General features: G+C 62.0%; 16 protein-coding genes and 2 pseudogenes. 12 read left to right on the forward strand and 6 right to left on the reverse strand.

Annotation, left to right across the window (positions count from 1 at the left end; all coding sequences use genetic code 11):
- The first annotated feature begins 98 nt into the window (after nt 1-98).
- Both AC6H4Z_RS07640 and AC6H4Z_RS07645 read left to right on the forward strand, forming a co-directional pair.
- The gene (locus AC6H4Z_RS07640) at nt 99-911 is read left to right on the forward strand and encodes a hypothetical protein (RefSeq protein WP_497546157.1); all 813 of its coding nucleotides are present in this window, start codon (nt 99-101) and stop codon (nt 909-911) included.
- Between the two features lie 776 nt (nt 912-1,687).
- The gene (locus AC6H4Z_RS07645; protein WP_497546158.1) at nt 1,688-2,725 is read left to right on the forward strand and encodes an HD-GYP domain-containing protein; all 1,038 of its coding nucleotides are present in this window, start codon (nt 1,688-1,690) and stop codon (nt 2,723-2,725) included.
- Here AC6H4Z_RS07645 and AC6H4Z_RS07650 read toward each other — a convergent pair.
- Nucleotides 2,722-4,620, reverse strand: a complete 1,899-nt coding sequence (locus AC6H4Z_RS07650) for an ATP-binding protein (RefSeq protein WP_497547091.1) — start codon at nt 4,618-4,620, stop codon at nt 2,722-2,724. The genes AC6H4Z_RS07645 and AC6H4Z_RS07650 overlap by 4 nt on opposite strands.
- 12 nt (nt 4,621-4,632) lie before the next feature.
- A pseudogene (locus tag AC6H4Z_RS07655) lies at nt 4,633-5,859 on the reverse strand (AAA family ATPase); the annotation flags it as partial.
- A 268-nt stretch (nt 5,860-6,127) separates the two neighbouring features.
- Between AC6H4Z_RS07655 and AC6H4Z_RS07660 the strand changes: the two are divergent.
- From AC6H4Z_RS07660 to AC6H4Z_RS07670, 3 genes are all read left to right on the forward strand, one after another.
- Entirely contained in the window at nt 6,128-6,406 is a 279-nt protein-coding gene (locus AC6H4Z_RS07660) for a hypothetical protein (protein WP_497546159.1), read from the forward strand.
- A gap of 74 nt (nt 6,407-6,480) precedes the next feature.
- Nucleotides 6,481-6,846: a PadR family transcriptional regulator gene (locus tag AC6H4Z_RS07665; protein ID WP_497546160.1), complete on the forward strand. Its 366-nt coding sequence runs from the start codon at nt 6,481-6,483 to the stop codon at nt 6,844-6,846.
- The gene (locus tag AC6H4Z_RS07670; protein WP_497546161.1) at nt 6,843-9,482 is read left to right on the forward strand and encodes an ABC transporter permease; all 2,640 of its coding nucleotides are present in this window, start codon (nt 6,843-6,845) and stop codon (nt 9,480-9,482) included. The genes AC6H4Z_RS07665 and AC6H4Z_RS07670 overlap by 4 nt, the downstream gene beginning before the upstream one ends.
- Nucleotides 9,483-9,494: 12 nt before the next feature.
- On the opposite strand, the gene AC6H4Z_RS07675 is transcribed toward AC6H4Z_RS07670, so the two are convergent.
- Entirely contained in the window at nt 9,495-10,049 is a 555-nt protein-coding gene (locus AC6H4Z_RS07675; RefSeq protein WP_497546162.1) for a PadR family transcriptional regulator, read from the reverse strand.
- A gap of 72 nt (nt 10,050-10,121) precedes the next feature.
- On the opposite strand from AC6H4Z_RS07675, the gene AC6H4Z_RS07680 reads away from it, so the two are divergent.
- Nucleotides 10,122-10,541 (forward strand): VOC family protein, encoded by a 420-nt coding sequence (locus AC6H4Z_RS07680; RefSeq protein ID WP_497546163.1) that lies wholly within the window; start codon nt 10,122-10,124, stop codon nt 10,539-10,541.
- A gap of 52 nt (nt 10,542-10,593) precedes the next feature.
- Here AC6H4Z_RS07680 and AC6H4Z_RS07685 read toward each other — a convergent pair whose 3' ends face one another.
- On the reverse strand, nt 10,594-11,598 hold the full coding sequence (locus tag AC6H4Z_RS07685) for an AAA family ATPase (protein ID WP_497546164.1): 1,005 nt from the start codon (nt 11,596-11,598) through the stop codon (nt 10,594-10,596).
- Between the two features lie 220 nt (nt 11,599-11,818).
- Nucleotides 11,819-12,328: a BsuPI-related putative proteinase inhibitor gene (locus AC6H4Z_RS07690; protein ID WP_497546165.1), complete on the reverse strand. Its 510-nt coding sequence runs from the start codon at nt 12,326-12,328 to the stop codon at nt 11,819-11,821.
- 233 nt (nt 12,329-12,561) lie between these two features.
- Between AC6H4Z_RS07690 and AC6H4Z_RS07695 the strand changes: the two genes are divergently transcribed.
- The 6 genes and pseudogenes from AC6H4Z_RS07695 (at nt 12,562) to AC6H4Z_RS07720 (ending at nt 15,846) form a co-directional block, all read left to right on the forward strand.
- Entirely contained in the window at nt 12,562-12,825 is a 264-nt protein-coding gene (locus tag AC6H4Z_RS07695; protein WP_497546166.1) for an AtpZ/AtpI family protein, read from the forward strand.
- On the forward strand, nt 12,822-13,169 hold the full coding sequence (locus AC6H4Z_RS07700) for a hypothetical protein (RefSeq protein ID WP_497546167.1): 348 nt from the start codon (nt 12,822-12,824) through the stop codon (nt 13,167-13,169). The genes AC6H4Z_RS07695 and AC6H4Z_RS07700 overlap by 4 nt, the downstream gene beginning before the upstream one ends.
- Nucleotides 13,170-13,465: 296 nt before the next feature.
- Nucleotides 13,466-14,101 (forward strand): annotated as a pseudogene (atpB, locus tag AC6H4Z_RS07705) (F0F1 ATP synthase subunit A); the annotation flags it as partial.
- Nucleotides 14,102-14,340: 239 nt separating this feature from the next.
- Nucleotides 14,341-14,619: an ATP synthase F0 subunit C gene (gene atpE / locus AC6H4Z_RS07710; RefSeq protein WP_497546168.1), complete on the forward strand. Its 279-nt coding sequence runs from the start codon at nt 14,341-14,343 to the stop codon at nt 14,617-14,619.
- Between the two features lie 93 nt (nt 14,620-14,712).
- Nucleotides 14,713-15,303: a F0F1 ATP synthase subunit B gene (gene atpF / locus AC6H4Z_RS07715; RefSeq protein ID WP_497546169.1), complete on the forward strand. Its 591-nt coding sequence runs from the start codon at nt 14,713-14,715 to the stop codon at nt 15,301-15,303.
- The gene (locus AC6H4Z_RS07720; RefSeq protein WP_497546170.1) at nt 15,304-15,846 is read left to right on the forward strand and encodes a F0F1 ATP synthase subunit delta; all 543 of its coding nucleotides are present in this window, start codon (nt 15,304-15,306) and stop codon (nt 15,844-15,846) included. It abuts the gene before it with no gap.
- On the opposite strand, the gene AC6H4Z_RS07725 is transcribed toward AC6H4Z_RS07720, so the two are convergent.
- Nucleotides 15,793-16,194: a hypothetical protein gene (locus tag AC6H4Z_RS07725; RefSeq protein WP_497546171.1), complete on the reverse strand. Its 402-nt coding sequence runs from the start codon at nt 16,192-16,194 to the stop codon at nt 15,793-15,795. The two genes, AC6H4Z_RS07720 and AC6H4Z_RS07725, sit on opposite strands and share 54 nt — an antisense overlap.
- Between the last annotated feature and the right edge of the window lie 9 nt (nt 16,195-16,203).

Genomic DNA, 16,203 nt, shown 5'->3' on the forward strand with positions numbered 1-16,203 from the left:
TTGGCCGAGCGTTCTACTCCAGTCGACGCCGACTGTGACGGTTCCCACGCGGCATCGTCATCCTCCCGGACAAATTGCCTTTCCTCGCTGGAGTCGCTGTGCCGTTGCCAGCCAACAATCCGGGACCATCCGCGGAGCAATCGCTCATCGCGGGTAGCGTCCTTCCGATTCAACGCGCCGAAGAACTCCTGGCCACGCTGCCTGGGGTGATTTCGGCGCGCATTGTAGCGAGCGTCAGTGGGGCTGTTGAGGAGATTCACATCCTCACGACCACGGATGTAACCCCCAAGCAGACCGTTCGGAACGTCGAAAGCGCGTTGATCGCGCACCTCGGCATGCACGTGAGCCACAAGAAGATCTCGGTGGCGACGTCGGACGACGGTCAGCGTGGCCCGCGCAACGCCGGCGCGTCGTATACGTTGCCGACCCCCGGTTCGCAGCCGGTGGTGAGCAGCAGCCGGGGCCAGGCCCATGGTAACGGGCAGGGGCAGGGACCTGAGAGTGCAGCGCCCGTACTGGCGAAGGCCGTGCGTCGCCGCCTGTATTTCGAGGATGTCGAGGTTCGTCGCTCGCGGACGCGGGGCATTGCGTGCAGCGTGACGCTGCGGAAGGGCGATCAGACTTTTATTGGTGAAGCCGAGGGGCTCGAGAACGAGCGTCTGCGGATCGAGCTGGCCGCCCGTGCGGCGCTGGCGGCGATCCGTCAGGCCGAGGGTGAGGATCGAGTCGTCGGTTTCGAGGGGTGCAAGATCATCGAGGCGTTCGAGCGCGAATTCGTGTTCGCGGGTGTGATCGTTCGAGCGGGTCGGGAGACGTCGGTGATTACCGGGAGCGCCGAAATCCGCGAAAGCGCGGAGACCTCAAGCGTTCTCGCGGTTCTGGATGCGACGAATCGCTGGCTGGATCGTTAGTAGTACGGCGACTGTGATGTAGGTCGCAACAAAACGATACAGTTCTGGCAGCCGAAAACCATCTAAACGGCTGCTTGTCGATACTGACTCATGTGGAAAGTGTGTTCGCCAGGCGCCGGGCGAGGTTTTGTCCGGTGGCAAGTCCCTTCGATGCCCGCGAGGACGCGGTGGCGTGAGGGCTGGTGGGCGGAACGATGTCAGGGCACTCCCACTTACGAACACTATTTAGAAAACTAAAATAACGGCCCCCTCCCTCGCCGAAGCGAAGACGAGCGGAGGACAATTCGGTCCAGTGTAGTTGAGCGGAGCTCACTTTGGAGCACACGGAGACGTGTGACTGATGTACCAAGGGGGTGACGCACATGGAATTCCTGATCGCGCTATTCGCGCTACTGACAGGTAGTGTCAGCTGGAATTAGTGAGCTGGAGGGGGTCGCCTTCCTATGCGTTGGAAGATTCGTACGTACGTCGGGGCTACTGCCGTAGCCGCTCTCATTTGGGCATTAGCTATGTATCGCGGGGCGTCCAGCGTGGCGCCTTCGATGCTGAGCGACGTGCTACTGCTTGGCGGCCTCGCCGTTACCGCAGAGTTTCTGCGGTACATGTTGCCGAGGTCTGCTGACGGAACCGTCGCCTTCATCCCGTATTTCGCGGCGGCGATCATCGTTCCGTATTGGGAGAGTGTCCTCACCGTTGTTGTCGTCAAGATCGCGGCCGAACTGTGGATTCGCCGTTCGACCATAAAGGCCGTGCTGAATATCTCGGCGCACGCCCACATGGAATTGGTCGCGATTTCCGTTTATACGCTTCTCGGCGGAGTAGGGTTACGGTCCATCGGGAATTTGCTCGACCTCGCGCACGTCACGCGCGTCGCAGGTGTTCCGGCGCTGATCGCTTTTTGCCTCGCGCTGATTTGGAACAACCTCTTGGTTCACACGGCAATCGCACTCGACAGCGGTCGATCTGTTCGGAGCGTCCTGCAGGAGAATCAGCGCGCTACGGCCGGGTTGACACTACTCGCAACGCCCCTGGTCTTCGTCTTTGCGTGGGTCTACGCCGCCTTTGGTGCCATCGCTGCCGCGGCTCTCTGGGTGCCAATTCTCGGTCTCCGGCAGTTTCAGCAAGCGAACGTCGAACTTGCCCAGACAAACGAAGAACTGTTGGAGTTGATGGTCAAGTCTATTGAGGCGCGCGACCCTTATACATCAGGACACTCTCGTCGCGTTCAGCAATTCTCAACCGTCATTGCCAAGGCGATCGGCCGCTCCGGTCGAGACATCGAGCAAATCGGCCGGGCAGCGCTCCTGCACGATGTTGGGAAAATCTATGAGAAGTACGCGGGCGTTCTCTCGAAGCAGGATAAGCTGACGGCCGAAGAGTGGGCGATCATTCAGGAACATCCTGAGGATGGTGCCAACCTGGTCGCAACGATGACTCGTTTGCGAGACCTGGTTCCTGCCGTACGCCATCACCATGAAAATTGGGATGGTACAGGGTATCCAGATCGCATCGCTGGCGATGCCATCCCCTTGGCCGCGCGGATCATCAGGTTTGCAGACACCATCGATGCGATGACTACGGATCGTCCCTATCGACGCCCCCTTACGGAGGCACAGGTCCGCGCGGAGGTCTTGCGATGTCGAGGGACGCAGTTCGATCCAGAAATCGCGGATAGGTTGCTAGCAAGCCCCCTCTGGCACACCCTTTTCGCCCCTGCGAGCAACGATCGAAGCATCGCTCCACTCGCGGTTGTGACTACAACACCACCCGCCTCGCATCGTCAAAGTCTCTCGAGGGCATTGCGCGGGGCCTAATTCGGCGCCGCCGTCGCGAATTGGCCGTGGCCAGGCGATTCTAGAGTTTTGTTTGGCCGAGTCCACCCAACGACGCTGATTGCGTGAGCCAGGCATCTGGCGTACGGCGCGAGACTACGACGAATCTCGTCGTTGTGCCGTTGCATCAATGCTCGAGCACGCGCTGCCTCTCCGTTGTCGTGGAGAAGGAGCATCGCGAAAGCAGTCTCAAGATCAGCCGCGTCACCGAGCTCGCCGCCTCGCTTCTGAAATTGCAAAAGCGATTCGACGGCTCGTTCGACGTCAGCGGGTTTTCCCCGCTCAAGATGCTGGATTCTTGTTCCTAGCGCGGCGCGAAATCTTGCCAGCCTTGACGCGGGATTGGTTGGCGTCTTGCTCGCCGTCGTAGCTAGCAGGCGCTTCGCCTCGGCGAGCTCGTCTCTCGCCAAAGCGTCTTCGGCCAGAGACGTCGCTGCGAGCAAGTCGAAAGGCCAGTCAGGGTTTTCAGCTGCGAGGTCCTCGAGTCGCTTCCAATGAGTTGCGGCTTCATCATCAAGGTTTAGGCACCGAAGCCAATCGACCAGCGCGATCCCAATGCGAATCTCAAGTCGCGAGAGTCTCGCGACGCGAGCGCTGGCGGATGCGCGTCTCATGATCACCAACGCTAGTTCGGCGTCTCCGGCGACCCAGAGTGAATTCGCACTTTTCCGCTGAATGTCTGCGGCGTTTGCGGGAGCCGCTGCATCGGCTATGTCAACAAGGCGTAAGGCGACACGTCGAGCCTCCGCGAGACTTCCGAATCTCGAGTGATATATCAATTGAAAAGTTAGGATAGTCGATTCATCCGCAGACTCGCGCTCTACTCTTAAATCACCGAACGCGAGCCAGACGCGTTCGGCAAGCGGCCAGTCGTCGCTTTGCTCCGCCACAAGGAGGAGAGCAAGCGCCGTCTTTATTCGATGGGCAAGCGGCATGTGAGGAGCGAGCCCGCGTCTTAGACGCGCCTCAGCATTGTCGATCTGTTCCCACTCACCGATCCTTGCATACATCTCGCTGAGTTCTACCTCATCGGCGTCCTCCATGGCGCCGGAACTCCTGGCGAGTTCCGCCGCTCGGATCACGAGGTCATGATCACTCGCCGCCTCGGCAATTCGAATGGCCGCTCTGGACAAGTCGCCTCGTTCAGCGCCAGCTACCATCTGCGCAGCCCGGATTAGCACCTCTGCCGCCTCACGCGGTCGCCCGATCTTGCGTGAGTGCTCCGCGCACTCTCGAAGAATCCGCGAGGCCCGGTCATTGTCACCGGCCAAAGTCCAGTGTTCCGCGCAATCCCACAGCGTTGTTACCGTTCCTCCGTTCGCCTCAGTCTCGAGCGCCAACGCCGCGCGGCGATGAAGGAACTGAAGCGCAATCGGGGAGATGAGGCGATTCGCGGATTCGGCCACCAGCCAGTGCGCCGCCTCGATTGTCCCACTTGCCCGTCGAATCACATGCGCCGCCTCGAGCTCGGAGACGGCATCGTGCAGTTGTATATGCGGCAACTCAAGCGCCGCAACAATACGGTCCGGCGTTGCGTTTCTCCCAAGGCAAACGCAGATCCCGAGGACCGCCTTCGCGTTCTTCGTCAGGCCTCCGAGCTGTTGGTCGAGTACAGCTGCGATTGTTGGCGGGACGACGAATCTCTCTCTTGTCGCCTGGAAATGTGAGAGCAAGCATCGCAGGAAGAACGGATTTCCTCGCGCCGATTCCAGAAACCATTCCCGAAGGACAGAGTCTACGGGTCCGGTTTCGCTTTCCAGCGCCTTGTCCACGATGGCTGCGACCGAAGACCCCGAAAGAGGCGCGACCGAAACGCTAGTTGCTTTGCCGGGGCAGTTTGCAAAGGATTGAATGGTCGTGCGATCGCGGCTCGTCACGACGAAGAGGACTTTGCGGTGCCTGCGAGCTGACACGATTGACGCAATTGTCGATCGAGAGAGATCGTCACCCCAGTGCATGTCATCGACAAGCACGACGAGCAACCCCTCATTCGCTATAGCGTCGATCAGGTCGGAGATAGCTCGCGTGACGGGCCAAGAGGATTCTTCGCCGATAGCGGTGGCTCGGGCCGTTTCATCGTTCGTGGGCTCCCGTTGCGTCAATCGGGTCAACGCTGCCATCGACTCGGGGGCGCAACCTAGTGCCCCCGGAAGGCGAAGCAGCTCCGGAACAAGATCAACGAAGATCCCGAGGGGGCGATGCGCGTCGTGAGGCTGCGTGGAAACGCGCCGGACAAGGGCGCCTGACAGGCCGGCGTATTTGCAGAATTCCTCGCCGAGTCGAGTCTTTCCAATACCCGCGTCTCCGAAGAGAACAACGCAACGGGCGTCGCCGGCCCTCGCGGCGTCAAGCTGCTCGCGAAGAAGCCGGATTTCTGGATCGCGACCGAGAAACGGAAGATCTGTTGGCGCGACGTACTTGTCGCCCATCCGCTCGCTGATTCTTCGTCGTACTAACAACGCTGGCAGTCGCAGTTCATGCGATTGCTTTCCCACATCGCTAGCATAGCGGTCAAGCAGCTCAATTGCCTGAGCCTTTGCGCCGCGCATTGCGAGCGTCTCAGCGAGAGACAGCGTGGCCTCTTCATTGACCGAGTCCAGTGCGAGGCACGCTCGGGCAGCTACCTCAATTCGCTCCCACTCTCCGGCTTTGCGACTATCCGTCATTTGCCGCACGAGCGTTCCGCACAGGCTCAGCGTTGCTCGCGCCCGATAGACTTCGAACCATTCACCAAAACTCTCGGAATCGTGTGGGGTGTATCCAGGGAGAAACCCCTGACCCATAGTTTGAAGTCGCTCAAGGGACAGGGGAGCACCGTCGGCGATGTCGTCGAGATCGAACGCGGCGAAATCGCTCGACAGGCTAACGGCGCGAGGGGTCGATTCGACGCTGACGCCGAGTCGCCGCATTTGATAAACAAGCTCCCGCAGCGAATGCCGCCCGTTCTTCTCCGTCTGATCCGGAAAGATCAGATCCTGGAGCGTCGACCGTAGCACAGGGCGCCCCCTCTCCGCCGCCAAATACAGCAACAGCGCAAACTTCCGAGGCGCCGTCGGCAGAATCCGCGTCTCACCGATCTGGATCTCCGCCGTGCCCAACGTGCGAACGACGATCATATGCCTGACTCCGAACTGCCCTGGGTGGGGGCAACAACGTCGCGGCACCGCGTCATGCCAGCGTCAAGCAGATGATGATGCCAATCCTCTGAAGCGGCTAGGGCCTATATGAGCCTTTGCTAAACTCGCACGCCCGCCGACCCCAAAGCCGAGCCGCCCCTTCACCTTACGCCACCCGAGCTCCGGCCGGCCCGGGCCAGCGCACTCGGAACCTTCACCCCATCCCGCCCGTATATTCCTCCCGAACCCTCGCCCCTCGGGACACCGCATGGCCGAAGACATGTTGGTCGACATCCTCGTATTCCTCGGCCTCATGGCCGCCCTCGGGACGTTCGCCAAACTCTCCCTCACGCTCCTCAACCGCCGACGCCAACCCTCCGAGCTCGGCTCCGGGCCTACCGTCGAGCAGCTCTCCGCCCAGATCGCCGCCCTCCAGAACTCCGTCGACGCCGCCGCCATCGAGATCGAACGACTCGGCGAGGGCCAGCGCTTCACCACAAAACTCCTCTCCGAACGCCCCGCAACGCCCCAGAATCCGCCGCGCTGAACTTTTTTCGCCCTAGTCCGAACCTTTTTCGCGATCCCGACGTCTTACCTTCAGATCATCTGAAGGAGACGTCCATGCCGGCCACCGCGCCAACCTCCGATCGCGCCGAGCTGCTCCAGGGAACCCTGGAAATGCTCGTCCTCAAAACTCTCGCCCTCGAGCCGCTCCACGGCTGGGGCATCGCCCATCGCATCCAGTCGATGTCGAAGGACGTCTTCCTCGTCACCCAGGGCTCGCTCTATCCAGCGCTCGTTCGCATGAAACGACGCGGATGGGTCAAGACGAGCTGGCAGGTCACCGAGAACAATCGGCGCGCCCGCTACTACGAGCTCACCACCGCCGGCCAGCGACAGCTCGACGCCGAGCATTCCACATGGCAGCGCGCATCGAGCGCCATCAACATCATCATGAGCGCCACGCTCGTACCGAGCGGCGCATGAGCATTTTCTCAGATTTCTTGGAGCGCGTTCGCGGCGTGTTGTTCCGCCGGTCCGAGGAACGCGAGTTGGCCGAGGAGCTTCGCTTTCACGTCGAGATGGAGACGGAGCACATGAAACGAGAAGGCGTGAGCGACGACGATGCCCGACGGCACAGCCTCATCGCACTCGGCGGCGTCGAGCGCGTGAAGGAAGATGTACGCGACGCGCGCGGCACGCGGTTCTTTGACGACAGCAGGGCAGACATCTCGTTCGCCGCGCGCACGTTGCGCCGCAATCCAGGCTTTGCGTTGGTCGCAATCGCCACGCTGGCGATCGGCATCGGCGGTACGACGGCGGTTTTCAGCGTTGTGAACGCCGTGCTGCTGCAGCCGTTGCCCTATTCGCAGCCAGGGCAGCTCGTCCGTCTATATCAGAACTACACCGCGGGTGCCGACGAGCGCGGATTCGTCACGCCGGTGCACTATCTCGACTATCGCGCGCAAATGTCTTCGTTCGAAGCGACGGCCGCGCTGCAAACCTATGACGAGGTGGGCGCGGACATCGGCTCGGGCGACGGCGTACGGCGAATTCGCCTGCTCCCTGTGACGCCGGAATACTTCGACGTCGTGCGCGTGCGCCCACAACTCGGCCGAGGCCTGCAGGCGCAGGACGAGAACGTGGCAGTCGTCGTGCTCAGCCAATCCCTGTGGCGCGACCAGCTTCGCGGAGATCCGTCGGCGATCGGGAAAACACTGACGATGAATGGCCGCGCGTACGTGATTGCCGGCGTGATGCCCGATGGGTTTCGCGATCCCGTCGTGGGCGCGGTCGATGCCTGGGTTCCTGTCGATCTCTCGCCTGGCCGCGACGCGAGCAACGCCAACAATCATTACTTCACGGTGGTCGCGCGGCTTCGCGGCGCCACATCGATCGCACGCAGCCAAGCCGAGCTCGATGCGCTCAGTCTCACGTTGGCGAAGCAATATCCGGCCGCGAAGCAGTTGCGCGCGCACCTGTACCCGTTGAAGGAAGACATCGTTGGATCCTCGAGTCGTGCGCTCACGATCCTTCTCGGCGCGGTCGGATTGGTGCTGTTGCTCGTCTGCGTCAATATTGCCAACCTGATGCTCGTGCGCGGTTCGGAGCGCGCGCGAGAGTTCGCCGTGCGTGCGGCGATCGGTGCCGGCCGCGAGCGGCTCGTTCGACAAATGCTCATCGAGAGTCTGACGCTCGCGTTGGCCGGCGACGTCGCAGGGCTCGCGCTCGCTCGTGTCGCGATGTCGGGTATCGTCCGACTGGCCGGCGGGGCAGTGCCTCGCCTCGAATCGCTCTCGCTCGACCCACGGCTGCTCGGGTTCTCCATTGTCATCGCGACGGCGTGCGCCCTGATCTTCGGACTGGCGCCGGCCCTGCGGATCGCCAAGACCCAGCCTGGCGATGTGCTGCGGGGCCAGAGCCGTTCATCGACCGGCGGTGCGGCACAGATGCGATTGCGCGAATGGCTGGTCGTGTCGCAGGTCGCGCTCGCATTCGTGCTCCTCGTCGGGGCGGGCCTGCTGCTCTCGAGCTTCCAGCGTATTCGCGATGTCCCCTTGGGCGTCGCGCCCGCAAACGCATTGACCTTCGAGGTTCATCTCCCGGCGGCGCGATACGACTCCACGAAACGGTTCGCGTTTTACGACGACCTCGACGCCGACCTGATGAAGATTCCAGGCGTACGCGCGGCCGGAGGGATCTCTCGATTGCCGGCGACGGGAGCGTACCACGTGTGGGGCACGCAGGCGTTGACGGGCTCGCTCGCGCGAACTCCGCGCGGCGACATTGGTGCGCAACAACGCGTCATTTCGGGAGACTACTTCCGCGCCGCCGGGATTCCGTTGGTCGAAGGTCGTTTATTCGACGCGCACGACGTGTCAGGCACACCTGGTCGCGCGGTCGTCAGCCAAAATCTGGCGCGTCGGCTTTTTCCCGGCGCGAGTGCGATTGGACAACGCATCGAAGCCGGCGGACGCCAGAGCGAGATCGTCGGAGTCGTCGGCGATGTGGCGCTCGATAACGAGGGCGGCGAGGCCGCGTACGTCTACTACTCGCACCGCCAGTGGGCGGGGGACCGTCTGTGGTCGTTGACGCAGGTTCTGTCGCTGTCGGCCTCGCGCGATCAGGTGGACAAACCGATTGCACGCGCGATCGCGTCGATCGATCCGCAACTCGTGATGTTCAAGCCGGCGATGCTGGAAGACGTCATCGGTCGAGGCGCCGCGCAACGCGTCTTGATGCTTCGCATTTTGGTGCTGTTCGCCGGAGTCGCAATTCTGCTCGCCGCGCTGGGCCTGTTTGGAGTTCTCTCATTCGGTGTTCGCCTGCGCGCTCGCGAGTTCGGAATTCGAATGGCGCTCGGCGCGGATAGCGGCGTGGTTCGCCGTATGGTGTTGCGAAAGGGCTTTGCCGTCACGGCGGTTGGACTCGTGTTCGGCATCGCGGGTGCGGCGCTCTCGTCGAAATTGATCGCGTCGGTCCTCTTTCATGTCAGTCCGCTCGATCCGCGCGTGATGGTCGGGTCTGTCGTATTGATGGGCGTCATCGCCGGTTTGGCGGCGTACCTGCCTGCTCGGCGCGCAACGCAGTCCGATCCGTTGAGCGTTCTTGGATCGGAATAATCATCCGAGATTTCAGCCCGGACGTTGTCGTCGCTGAACATCGTCGAGCCACGCCAGCTCGGTTTCGAACTGGCGAATGCCGAGTCGCACGATCATCGCGGCGTCGGAGCTCGGCGACGTTTCGGCGATGACGGCGTCGAGTGCGGCGCGATCTTCGTCGAGTTGTTCGAGTAGAAAGCGGCGGCGGCGTTCGATCTGCGCAATGAAATCGCGGGGGCGCGCCTGCCACGACAGCACCATCCACGTGAGGAAGGGCGACGGCGGGCGTTGGGTTGCCCACTCGGCGCGGCCGAGCGCGTCGGAGAGTGCGCGTCGCCCCGAAGGGGTGGGTGCGAGCGTGCGCCGTTCGGGGCCGAGCGTCGCGTCCACGTCGCCGACCGGTTCGACGTGACCGGCGTTCTCGAGCTTATTTAGAGAATAATAAACTTGCGGCCGAGAGATAGCGGCCCACTTGTGTACCTGACGCCGCGTGAGCTCCGTCCACAGCTCATGGCCGTGCGTCGGCCGCTCGGCGAGCAGGCTGAGCACGACGAGGTCGGGCAGCGATAGAGTCGAGCCGCGGGCCATACGCGAAGATTCCCTCTTGACGACGCTTGAAGTCTAATTTAGACTAGCTGCGTCGTCAACCACGAGAATACCATGAGCTCCACATCGCCGTCGTTTGGTGTCCGCACCCTTGCTCCCGTTCTGATTGTCGACGCAGTGGAGCCAGGCATTGCGTTCTGGGCCGACAACCTCGGCTTCGAGAAGGAGAATCAAGTTCCGGGACCGGATGGAAAGTTGATCTTTGCCAGCGTGAAGAAGGATGGCGTCGAAATCATGTATCAGACACGTGCGAGCGTCATGGCCGACAGCCCTTCGACAGCGTCGGACCTGAACGGGCACAGCGTGGCTCTGTTCATCACAGTTCCGTCAATCGCTGATCTCGACGCAATCGAAGCGCGGATCAAGGGCGCGCCGGTGGTGAAGCCGAGGCACGAGACGTTCTACGGCGCGACGGAGTTCTACGTGAAGGAACCTGGTGGGAACGTCGTTGGATTCGCGGCGTTCAAGAGCTAGACAGAAAAAGGCCCCGAGCAGTGGACGCTCGGGGCCTTTGCTCTTTCGTGTCTTACGGGCGATCTGGAACGGTGACGAGCTTTTGCGGCGACATTCCTTCTGCTTCCGCTTGGAAGTTCACAACCACGCGGTGACTGAGCACCGGCACGGCCATGGCGTTCACGTCTTCGAGATCTGGAACGGAGCGTCCGTCCATCGCCGCACGAGCCTTGGCGCCGAGGATGAGGTACTGTGACGCGCGCGGACCTGCGCCCCAGCTGACGTATTTCTTCACGAGCGACGTGGCCTCGTCGGTTCCCGGACGCGTCGACCGCGCGAGCTTGACGGCATAGCTCACGACGGTTGGCGGCGCGGGAATCCGGCGCACGAGATGCTGCAGCGCCGAAAGCTGCTCGGCGTTGAGCACCGGCTTAATGTCCACTTCGAGATCGCTCGTCGTCGCGGCGACGATACGCTCCTCTTCCTCGCGCGTGGGATAGCCGATCGTCAACTGCATCATGAAGCGATCGAGCTGTGCTTCCGGCAGCGGATACGTGCCTTCCTGCTCAATCGGATTCTGCGTGGCGAGCACGAAGAACGGCTCGGGGAGCCGGTGCGTCTGTCCGGCGGCCGTGACCGCGTGTTCCTGCATGGCCTGCAACAGCGCCGCCTGCGTTTTCGGTGGGGCGCGGTTGATTTCGTCGGCGAGTACGACGTTGCCGAAGATTGGGCCTTTCGCAAACTTGAAAAACCGTTTGCCGGTGGCGTGATCTTCCTCGAGCAGCTCGGTGCCGGTGATGTCGCTCGGCATGAGGTCCGGCGTGAACTGCACGCGGGAGAACTCGAGGTCGAGCGCTTGGGCGACGGTCTGCACGAGCAGCGTCTTGGCGAGGCCCGGTACGCCGACGAGGAGGACGTGGCCACCGGCGAGCAGGGCGGCGACGAGGTCGTCGACGATTTTGTGTTGGCCGATGATGCGGCGGCCAATCTGCTCGGTCAGCGCGGTGCGCGCGCGGGCCAGCTGCTCGAGCAGCTCCACATCGCGTGAGTCGTCGATCGGCTTCTGTCGCGTTGCCACTCGCGGTGCTCCCTATGGTGGTGAGTTCAGGAAGCTAACGCCGCCTGGCGGGCGGGGGAAAGGCAGCCGGGTTGAGCCGACCGGCGGCCCGCGACGAGGCCGTGCTCGGCTGTCGCACTCCTAGGGGCGGACCCCGAGCTGCGGACGGGGAACCAGGGGCGCAAAAAAGCGCGGCGCCGATGCCGGCTGCCGCGCTTCGAGAAGTATTAGCGAGTTGTAATTACGGAATTACAAACTCTACACGTTGCTCGACGGGGAAGTTCGAGCTGTTCAGCGTGGCGATGGCGGTGTACCGGCCCGACTGCGTCGGCGCCTTCCACGATTCATCGACCTGCATGGTGTCGCCGGTGCCGAGTTGTTTGTTCTGTACGCCTTGCGTGAACATGTGGCCGTTCGACCAGTGCCACACTTCGCGTCCAACGGAGTCGACGACGACGAAGTCGTAGGACTTTCCGCTGGGGAAGCTGAGCTCGACGTGTTTGGCGCCAACGTTCGTGACGTTGAGTGCGAAGCGGATTTCTTTCTTGGCGACCTCGACCTGAAGCTTCGAATTGATTTTCGGTTCGAGCTTTGAGGCGGCGTCGCGGCGCTTCGGGTGTTCCGCGCTTTTGCTGGTTAGGTGAACCGGCAGCGCGCTGGCCAGGGACTTGGGTTCCGAGCGCGATCGCGGTCCGCACGCAAATGCGAGCGCACCAGCACAGAGCAGTGAAATGATCAAGCGTGTGTTCATGAATCCCGGCGGCACGATCCGGTGGCGACGAATTTGTAAGCGCGCGGCCGCTCACAAATCATTGCGAATGGCAACTTATCAACCGACAGACGAATAGTCAACGTGAGCAGTCACGGCCGAAGTTTCGGCACATCAGTGACTTAAATGAAGTGCCAGCTTCTTCGGCGTACCTTCGGTTTCGGGCTGCCGATTTGCTTGCGAAAAATTTCACAAGCTCCTAGATTCCGCCCCGAATGAACGAGGGACGTGGGACCCGTGGTCCAGGGCGCGGTAACCCAGTTTCCGGTGTCGAATTCGCCGGAATCGGGATCCAGTTCGCCGCCACCATCCTGGTTTTCACGTTTGCCGGGGTTTGGGTGGATCGGCGGTTTGGAACGTCCCCCTGGTTTGTCCTACTCGGAGTCCTCGTTGGAGCTGGCGGCGGTTTCTACTCGATGTATCGGTTAGTGACGCGCCACACGGCGCGAAAGACGAACGACTCGGAGCCACGGACGTGACGAAGGGGTTCGGACTGTTCGCCCTGGCGACGATTGGGATAATCGGAGTAGTTGGCGGTTTGCTGGCGCTGGTGTTTCACGGCCCGGGCGACGTCGCGGCGATCGGAATCAGCGGCGTGCTCGCGCTGGTGGTTCAGCTCCTGGGCTTCGTTCTCGGACGGGCCGCTGGAGCAAATAACCTGATGGCGCGCATGGGCATCGGTGCGCTCTTGCGGCTGTTGACGCTCGTCGTCTACGCGATTCTGGCCGCGAAAGTCCTCATGCTTCCACTCGTGGCCGCGCTGGTAAGCCTGGCCGCGTTTTTCTTTTTGTCGACGTTGATCGAACCACTGTTGATCAAATGATGAAACTGCGTTTTGGAGTATCGGCACTGGCCCTGTTCGCGGCGATGGCGCTCGCGCCCTCGGTACGGGCGCAGGAGCCCACGGAACCGGCGGCGCAGATCCACAAGCAGCTCGGCCCTGCGGACATCATCATGCCGCACATCACGGACTCGAAGAGTCTCGACTATCCGTGCTTCAAGAGCCTGCAAGAGTGGAGCTGCGAGATCGAGTTGCCGAGCTGGCCGGTTACGATTGGCGGCAAGACTTACGATCTCGGCCTGACGAAGCATGTCTTTTTCCTCATGCTGTCGGGCGTCCTGTGCATGGTCCTGCTTATCGGCGTCGCTCGATCGCACGCGCGTTCGTCGACCCAGGTCGGCCGCCCCAAGGGCTTCGCGGCCGGCTTCGAAGCGATCGTCCTCTACCTGCGCAACGAGATCTATCTCCCTGTGCTCGGCGGACATGGCGGCTCGCGGTACGTGCCGTTCTGCCTCACGCTCTTTTTCTTCATTCTGTTCTGTAATCTGTTCGGCCTGCTACCGTGGGGCTCGACGCCGACCGGAAACGTCGCTGTGACCGCCACGCTCGCGATCATCACGTTCTTTGTCGTGGAGATTGCCGGGATGAAAGCGCTCGGAGCGGGTTACATCGGAACGATCATCTACTGGCCGCACGACATGCCGCTGGCGCTCAAGCTGCCGCTGACGCTGATCATGACGCCGGTCGAGCTCGTCGGAAAGTTCACCAAGCCGTTCGCGCTCACGATCCGTCTGTTCGCGAACATGATCTCCGGCCACGTCATCATCCTGGCGCTCATCGGCCTGATCTTCATGTTCGGATTCTTCATCGCCTTCGCGTCGATCCCGATGGCGCTGTTCATCATGGGCATCGAGATTCTCGTCGCGTTCATTCAGGCGTTCATCTTCTCTCTGCTCGCCGCGGTGTTCATCGGGCAGATTCGCTCGGCGCACCACTAACGGAGAGGTCGCTGGTCCTGGTCAGTGGTCTCAGAACTACAAACGTAGGTTGCAGTGCCGGTGTGTCATCGCTCCACACACATCGGAGTCGTAGCCAGGCGAACGCCTGGTGACATCCGTTGAGCCCCGGGGCTCGGTGACGGACAGCGCCCTTGCCGCACGATCGGCGCGGAGTATTTGAAGTTCAACGATTTTGATTGTTTGGAGAAATCTCAATGGTAATTTTCCCCCTCCTGCAGGCCGCCACCACGTTCACCAAGGAGTACATGGGTGCGTGGGCGATGCAGGGCGCCGGTATCGGCGCCGGCCTCGCGGCGATTGGCGCGGGCCTCGGCATCGGTCGTATCGGTCAGGGCGCGACGGAAGGCATGGCGCGTCAGCCCGAAATGGCCGGCACGATCCAGACGGGTGCGCTGATTCTCTCGGCGTTCATCGAAGGCGTCGCGCTGTTCGCGGTCGTCGTCTGCTTGCTGATCCAGCTGAAGTTTTCGTGATTTCGATCGCGTGGAGGCGCCCCGGGGTGCCTCCACGCTTTCACCTCGCTCGTTGCTCAGGGCGACGGACCTCTTCTTAATCTGAGATTTCCAATGCGCACGCTTTCGGTTTCGACCGTGTTGCTTCTCGCCAACGCCGCAGGCGCGGCCGCCCAGGAACACGGCGGCGCGAGTGGTGGTGGTGGTTTGATGAGCCTCCAGGTCAACTTGATGTTCTGGACGCTGATCATCTTCGTCATCCTGTATTTCGTTCTATCGAAGTTCGCGTTCGGCCCCATCACTGCCGCTGTCGAAGCGCGTGAAAAGGCGCTCGAAGAGGCGATCGAGGGCGCGAAGCGAGATCGTGAGGCCGCCGCAACGCTTTTGGCCGAGCACCGCGCCAAGATCGAAGCCGCTCGCGACGAAGCGCAGAAGCTGATTGCCGACGGTCGCTCGGTCGCCGACAAGATGCGCGCCGACATGCTCGATCAGACACGCAGGGAGCAGCAGGAAATGCTCGAGCGTGCCCGACGCGACATCGACGCCGAGCGTGAGAAGGCGATCGTTCAGCTCCGCAAGGAAGCCGTCGATCTCGCACTCGCCGGCGCCAGCAAGGTCATCGAGCAGAACCTCGAGTCGCAGAAGAACCGCCAACTGATCGAGAGCTACCTCTCGTCGATCGGAACGCTCAAGGTCACGCAGTAAATGCGCGAGCCAACGATCGCTCGGAACTACGCCGAGGCGCTGCTCGAACTGGCCACTCGCGATGGCGATCTGACCGGTTGGGGCAAGATGATCGACCAGATCGCCGGTGCGATGCAGTCGGACCGCCGGTTTCGGGTGTTTCTCGAATCGCCACGCGTTAGCGCGCAGCGAAAGAACGAGATTTTCCAGTCGGCACTTGGCGCGCAGTTGCCGCGCAACTTCGTGCGCTTTCTACGCGCGTTGGTGAGTAACCGCCGTCAGATGCTCATTCCGGCGATCGCCGAGGAATTCCACAACCTCGTGGATCGTGTGGAAGGTCGTGTGCACGCGTCGGTAACGGTTGCCCGTGAGACCGATGAGGCCGAACGCGCGATGATCGCCGAGCGGCTGTCGAAGACGCTGAACAAGAACGTGGTGCCGCACTTCCAGGTGAACGAGTCGATCCTGGGTGGCGTGATCGTTCGCTTTGGCGATACGGTGATGGACGGTTCAGTTCGCCGTCGTTTGGCCACGCTCCGCGGCAAGATGCTCGGAGGCAGGTAGCTCGACTCGTCGCTCACCGTCGCGTGGTTCGACGGTGAGCGAGATGACGAACTTCATCCCGCCGCAAACGTCGGCGGAGGCGTCGTGGCTGGAGCTCGGCCGACGCGCACGTGCGGCTGCGATCAGACAGTCGACGTCGGTGATGGCGATTGAATCCCATCGCAGTACGCCACCCATTGGGTCGCGAACTTCCAACAGATTGCCCGCTCCAGGGCGAGTGATTTCCGGGAGAGCCGCCAGCCCAGCGACCGTGGGATGGAAGGCTCCCGTGAGCCTTCGCGGCGATGGCCGCAGTTCCAACCTGGTCTCGCCAAGCCGAGTGCCGTTCGCCCACACCGAGTAGGTCATCGTTTCCGC

Source organism: Leucogemmata humicola (assembly GCF_055379415.1).

Excerpts from the sequence above, each read along its gene's own strand:
- AC6H4Z_RS07660 (WP_497546159.1), top strand. The coding sequence starts at position 6,128 with ATGGCCGAAGACATGTTGGTCGACATCCTCGTATTCCTCGGCCTCATG.
- AC6H4Z_RS07695 (WP_497546166.1), top strand. The coding sequence starts at position 12,562 with ATGAACGAGGGACGTGGGACCCGTGGTCCAGGGCGCGGTAACCCAGTT.
- atpF (WP_497546169.1), top strand. The coding sequence starts at position 14,713 with ATGCGCACGCTTTCGGTTTCGACCGTGTTGCTTCTCGCCAACGCCGCA.
- AC6H4Z_RS07645 (WP_497546158.1), top strand. The coding sequence starts at position 1,688 with ATGGAATTGGTCGCGATTTCCGTTTATACGCTTCTCGGCGGAGTAGGG.
- AC6H4Z_RS07680 (WP_497546163.1), top strand. The coding sequence starts at position 10,122 with ATGAGCTCCACATCGCCGTCGTTTGGTGTCCGCACCCTTGCTCCCGTT.
- AC6H4Z_RS07690 (WP_497546165.1), bottom strand. The coding sequence starts at position 12,328 with ATGAACACACGCTTGATCATTTCACTGCTCTGTGCTGGTGCGCTCGCA.
- AC6H4Z_RS07670 (WP_497546161.1), top strand. The coding sequence starts at position 6,843 with ATGAGCATTTTCTCAGATTTCTTGGAGCGCGTTCGCGGCGTGTTGTTC.
- atpE (WP_497546168.1), top strand. The coding sequence starts at position 14,341 with ATGGTAATTTTCCCCCTCCTGCAGGCCGCCACCACGTTCACCAAGGAG.
- AC6H4Z_RS07675 (WP_497546162.1), bottom strand. The coding sequence starts at position 10,049 with ATGGCCCGCGGCTCGACTCTATCGCTGCCCGACCTCGTCGTGCTCAGC.
- AC6H4Z_RS07720 (WP_497546170.1), top strand. The coding sequence starts at position 15,304 with ATGCGCGAGCCAACGATCGCTCGGAACTACGCCGAGGCGCTGCTCGAA.
- AC6H4Z_RS07665 (WP_497546160.1), top strand. The coding sequence starts at position 6,481 with ATGCCGGCCACCGCGCCAACCTCCGATCGCGCCGAGCTGCTCCAGGGA.
- AC6H4Z_RS07725 (WP_497546171.1), bottom strand. The coding sequence starts at position 16,194 with ATGACCTACTCGGTGTGGGCGAACGGCACTCGGCTTGGCGAGACCAGG.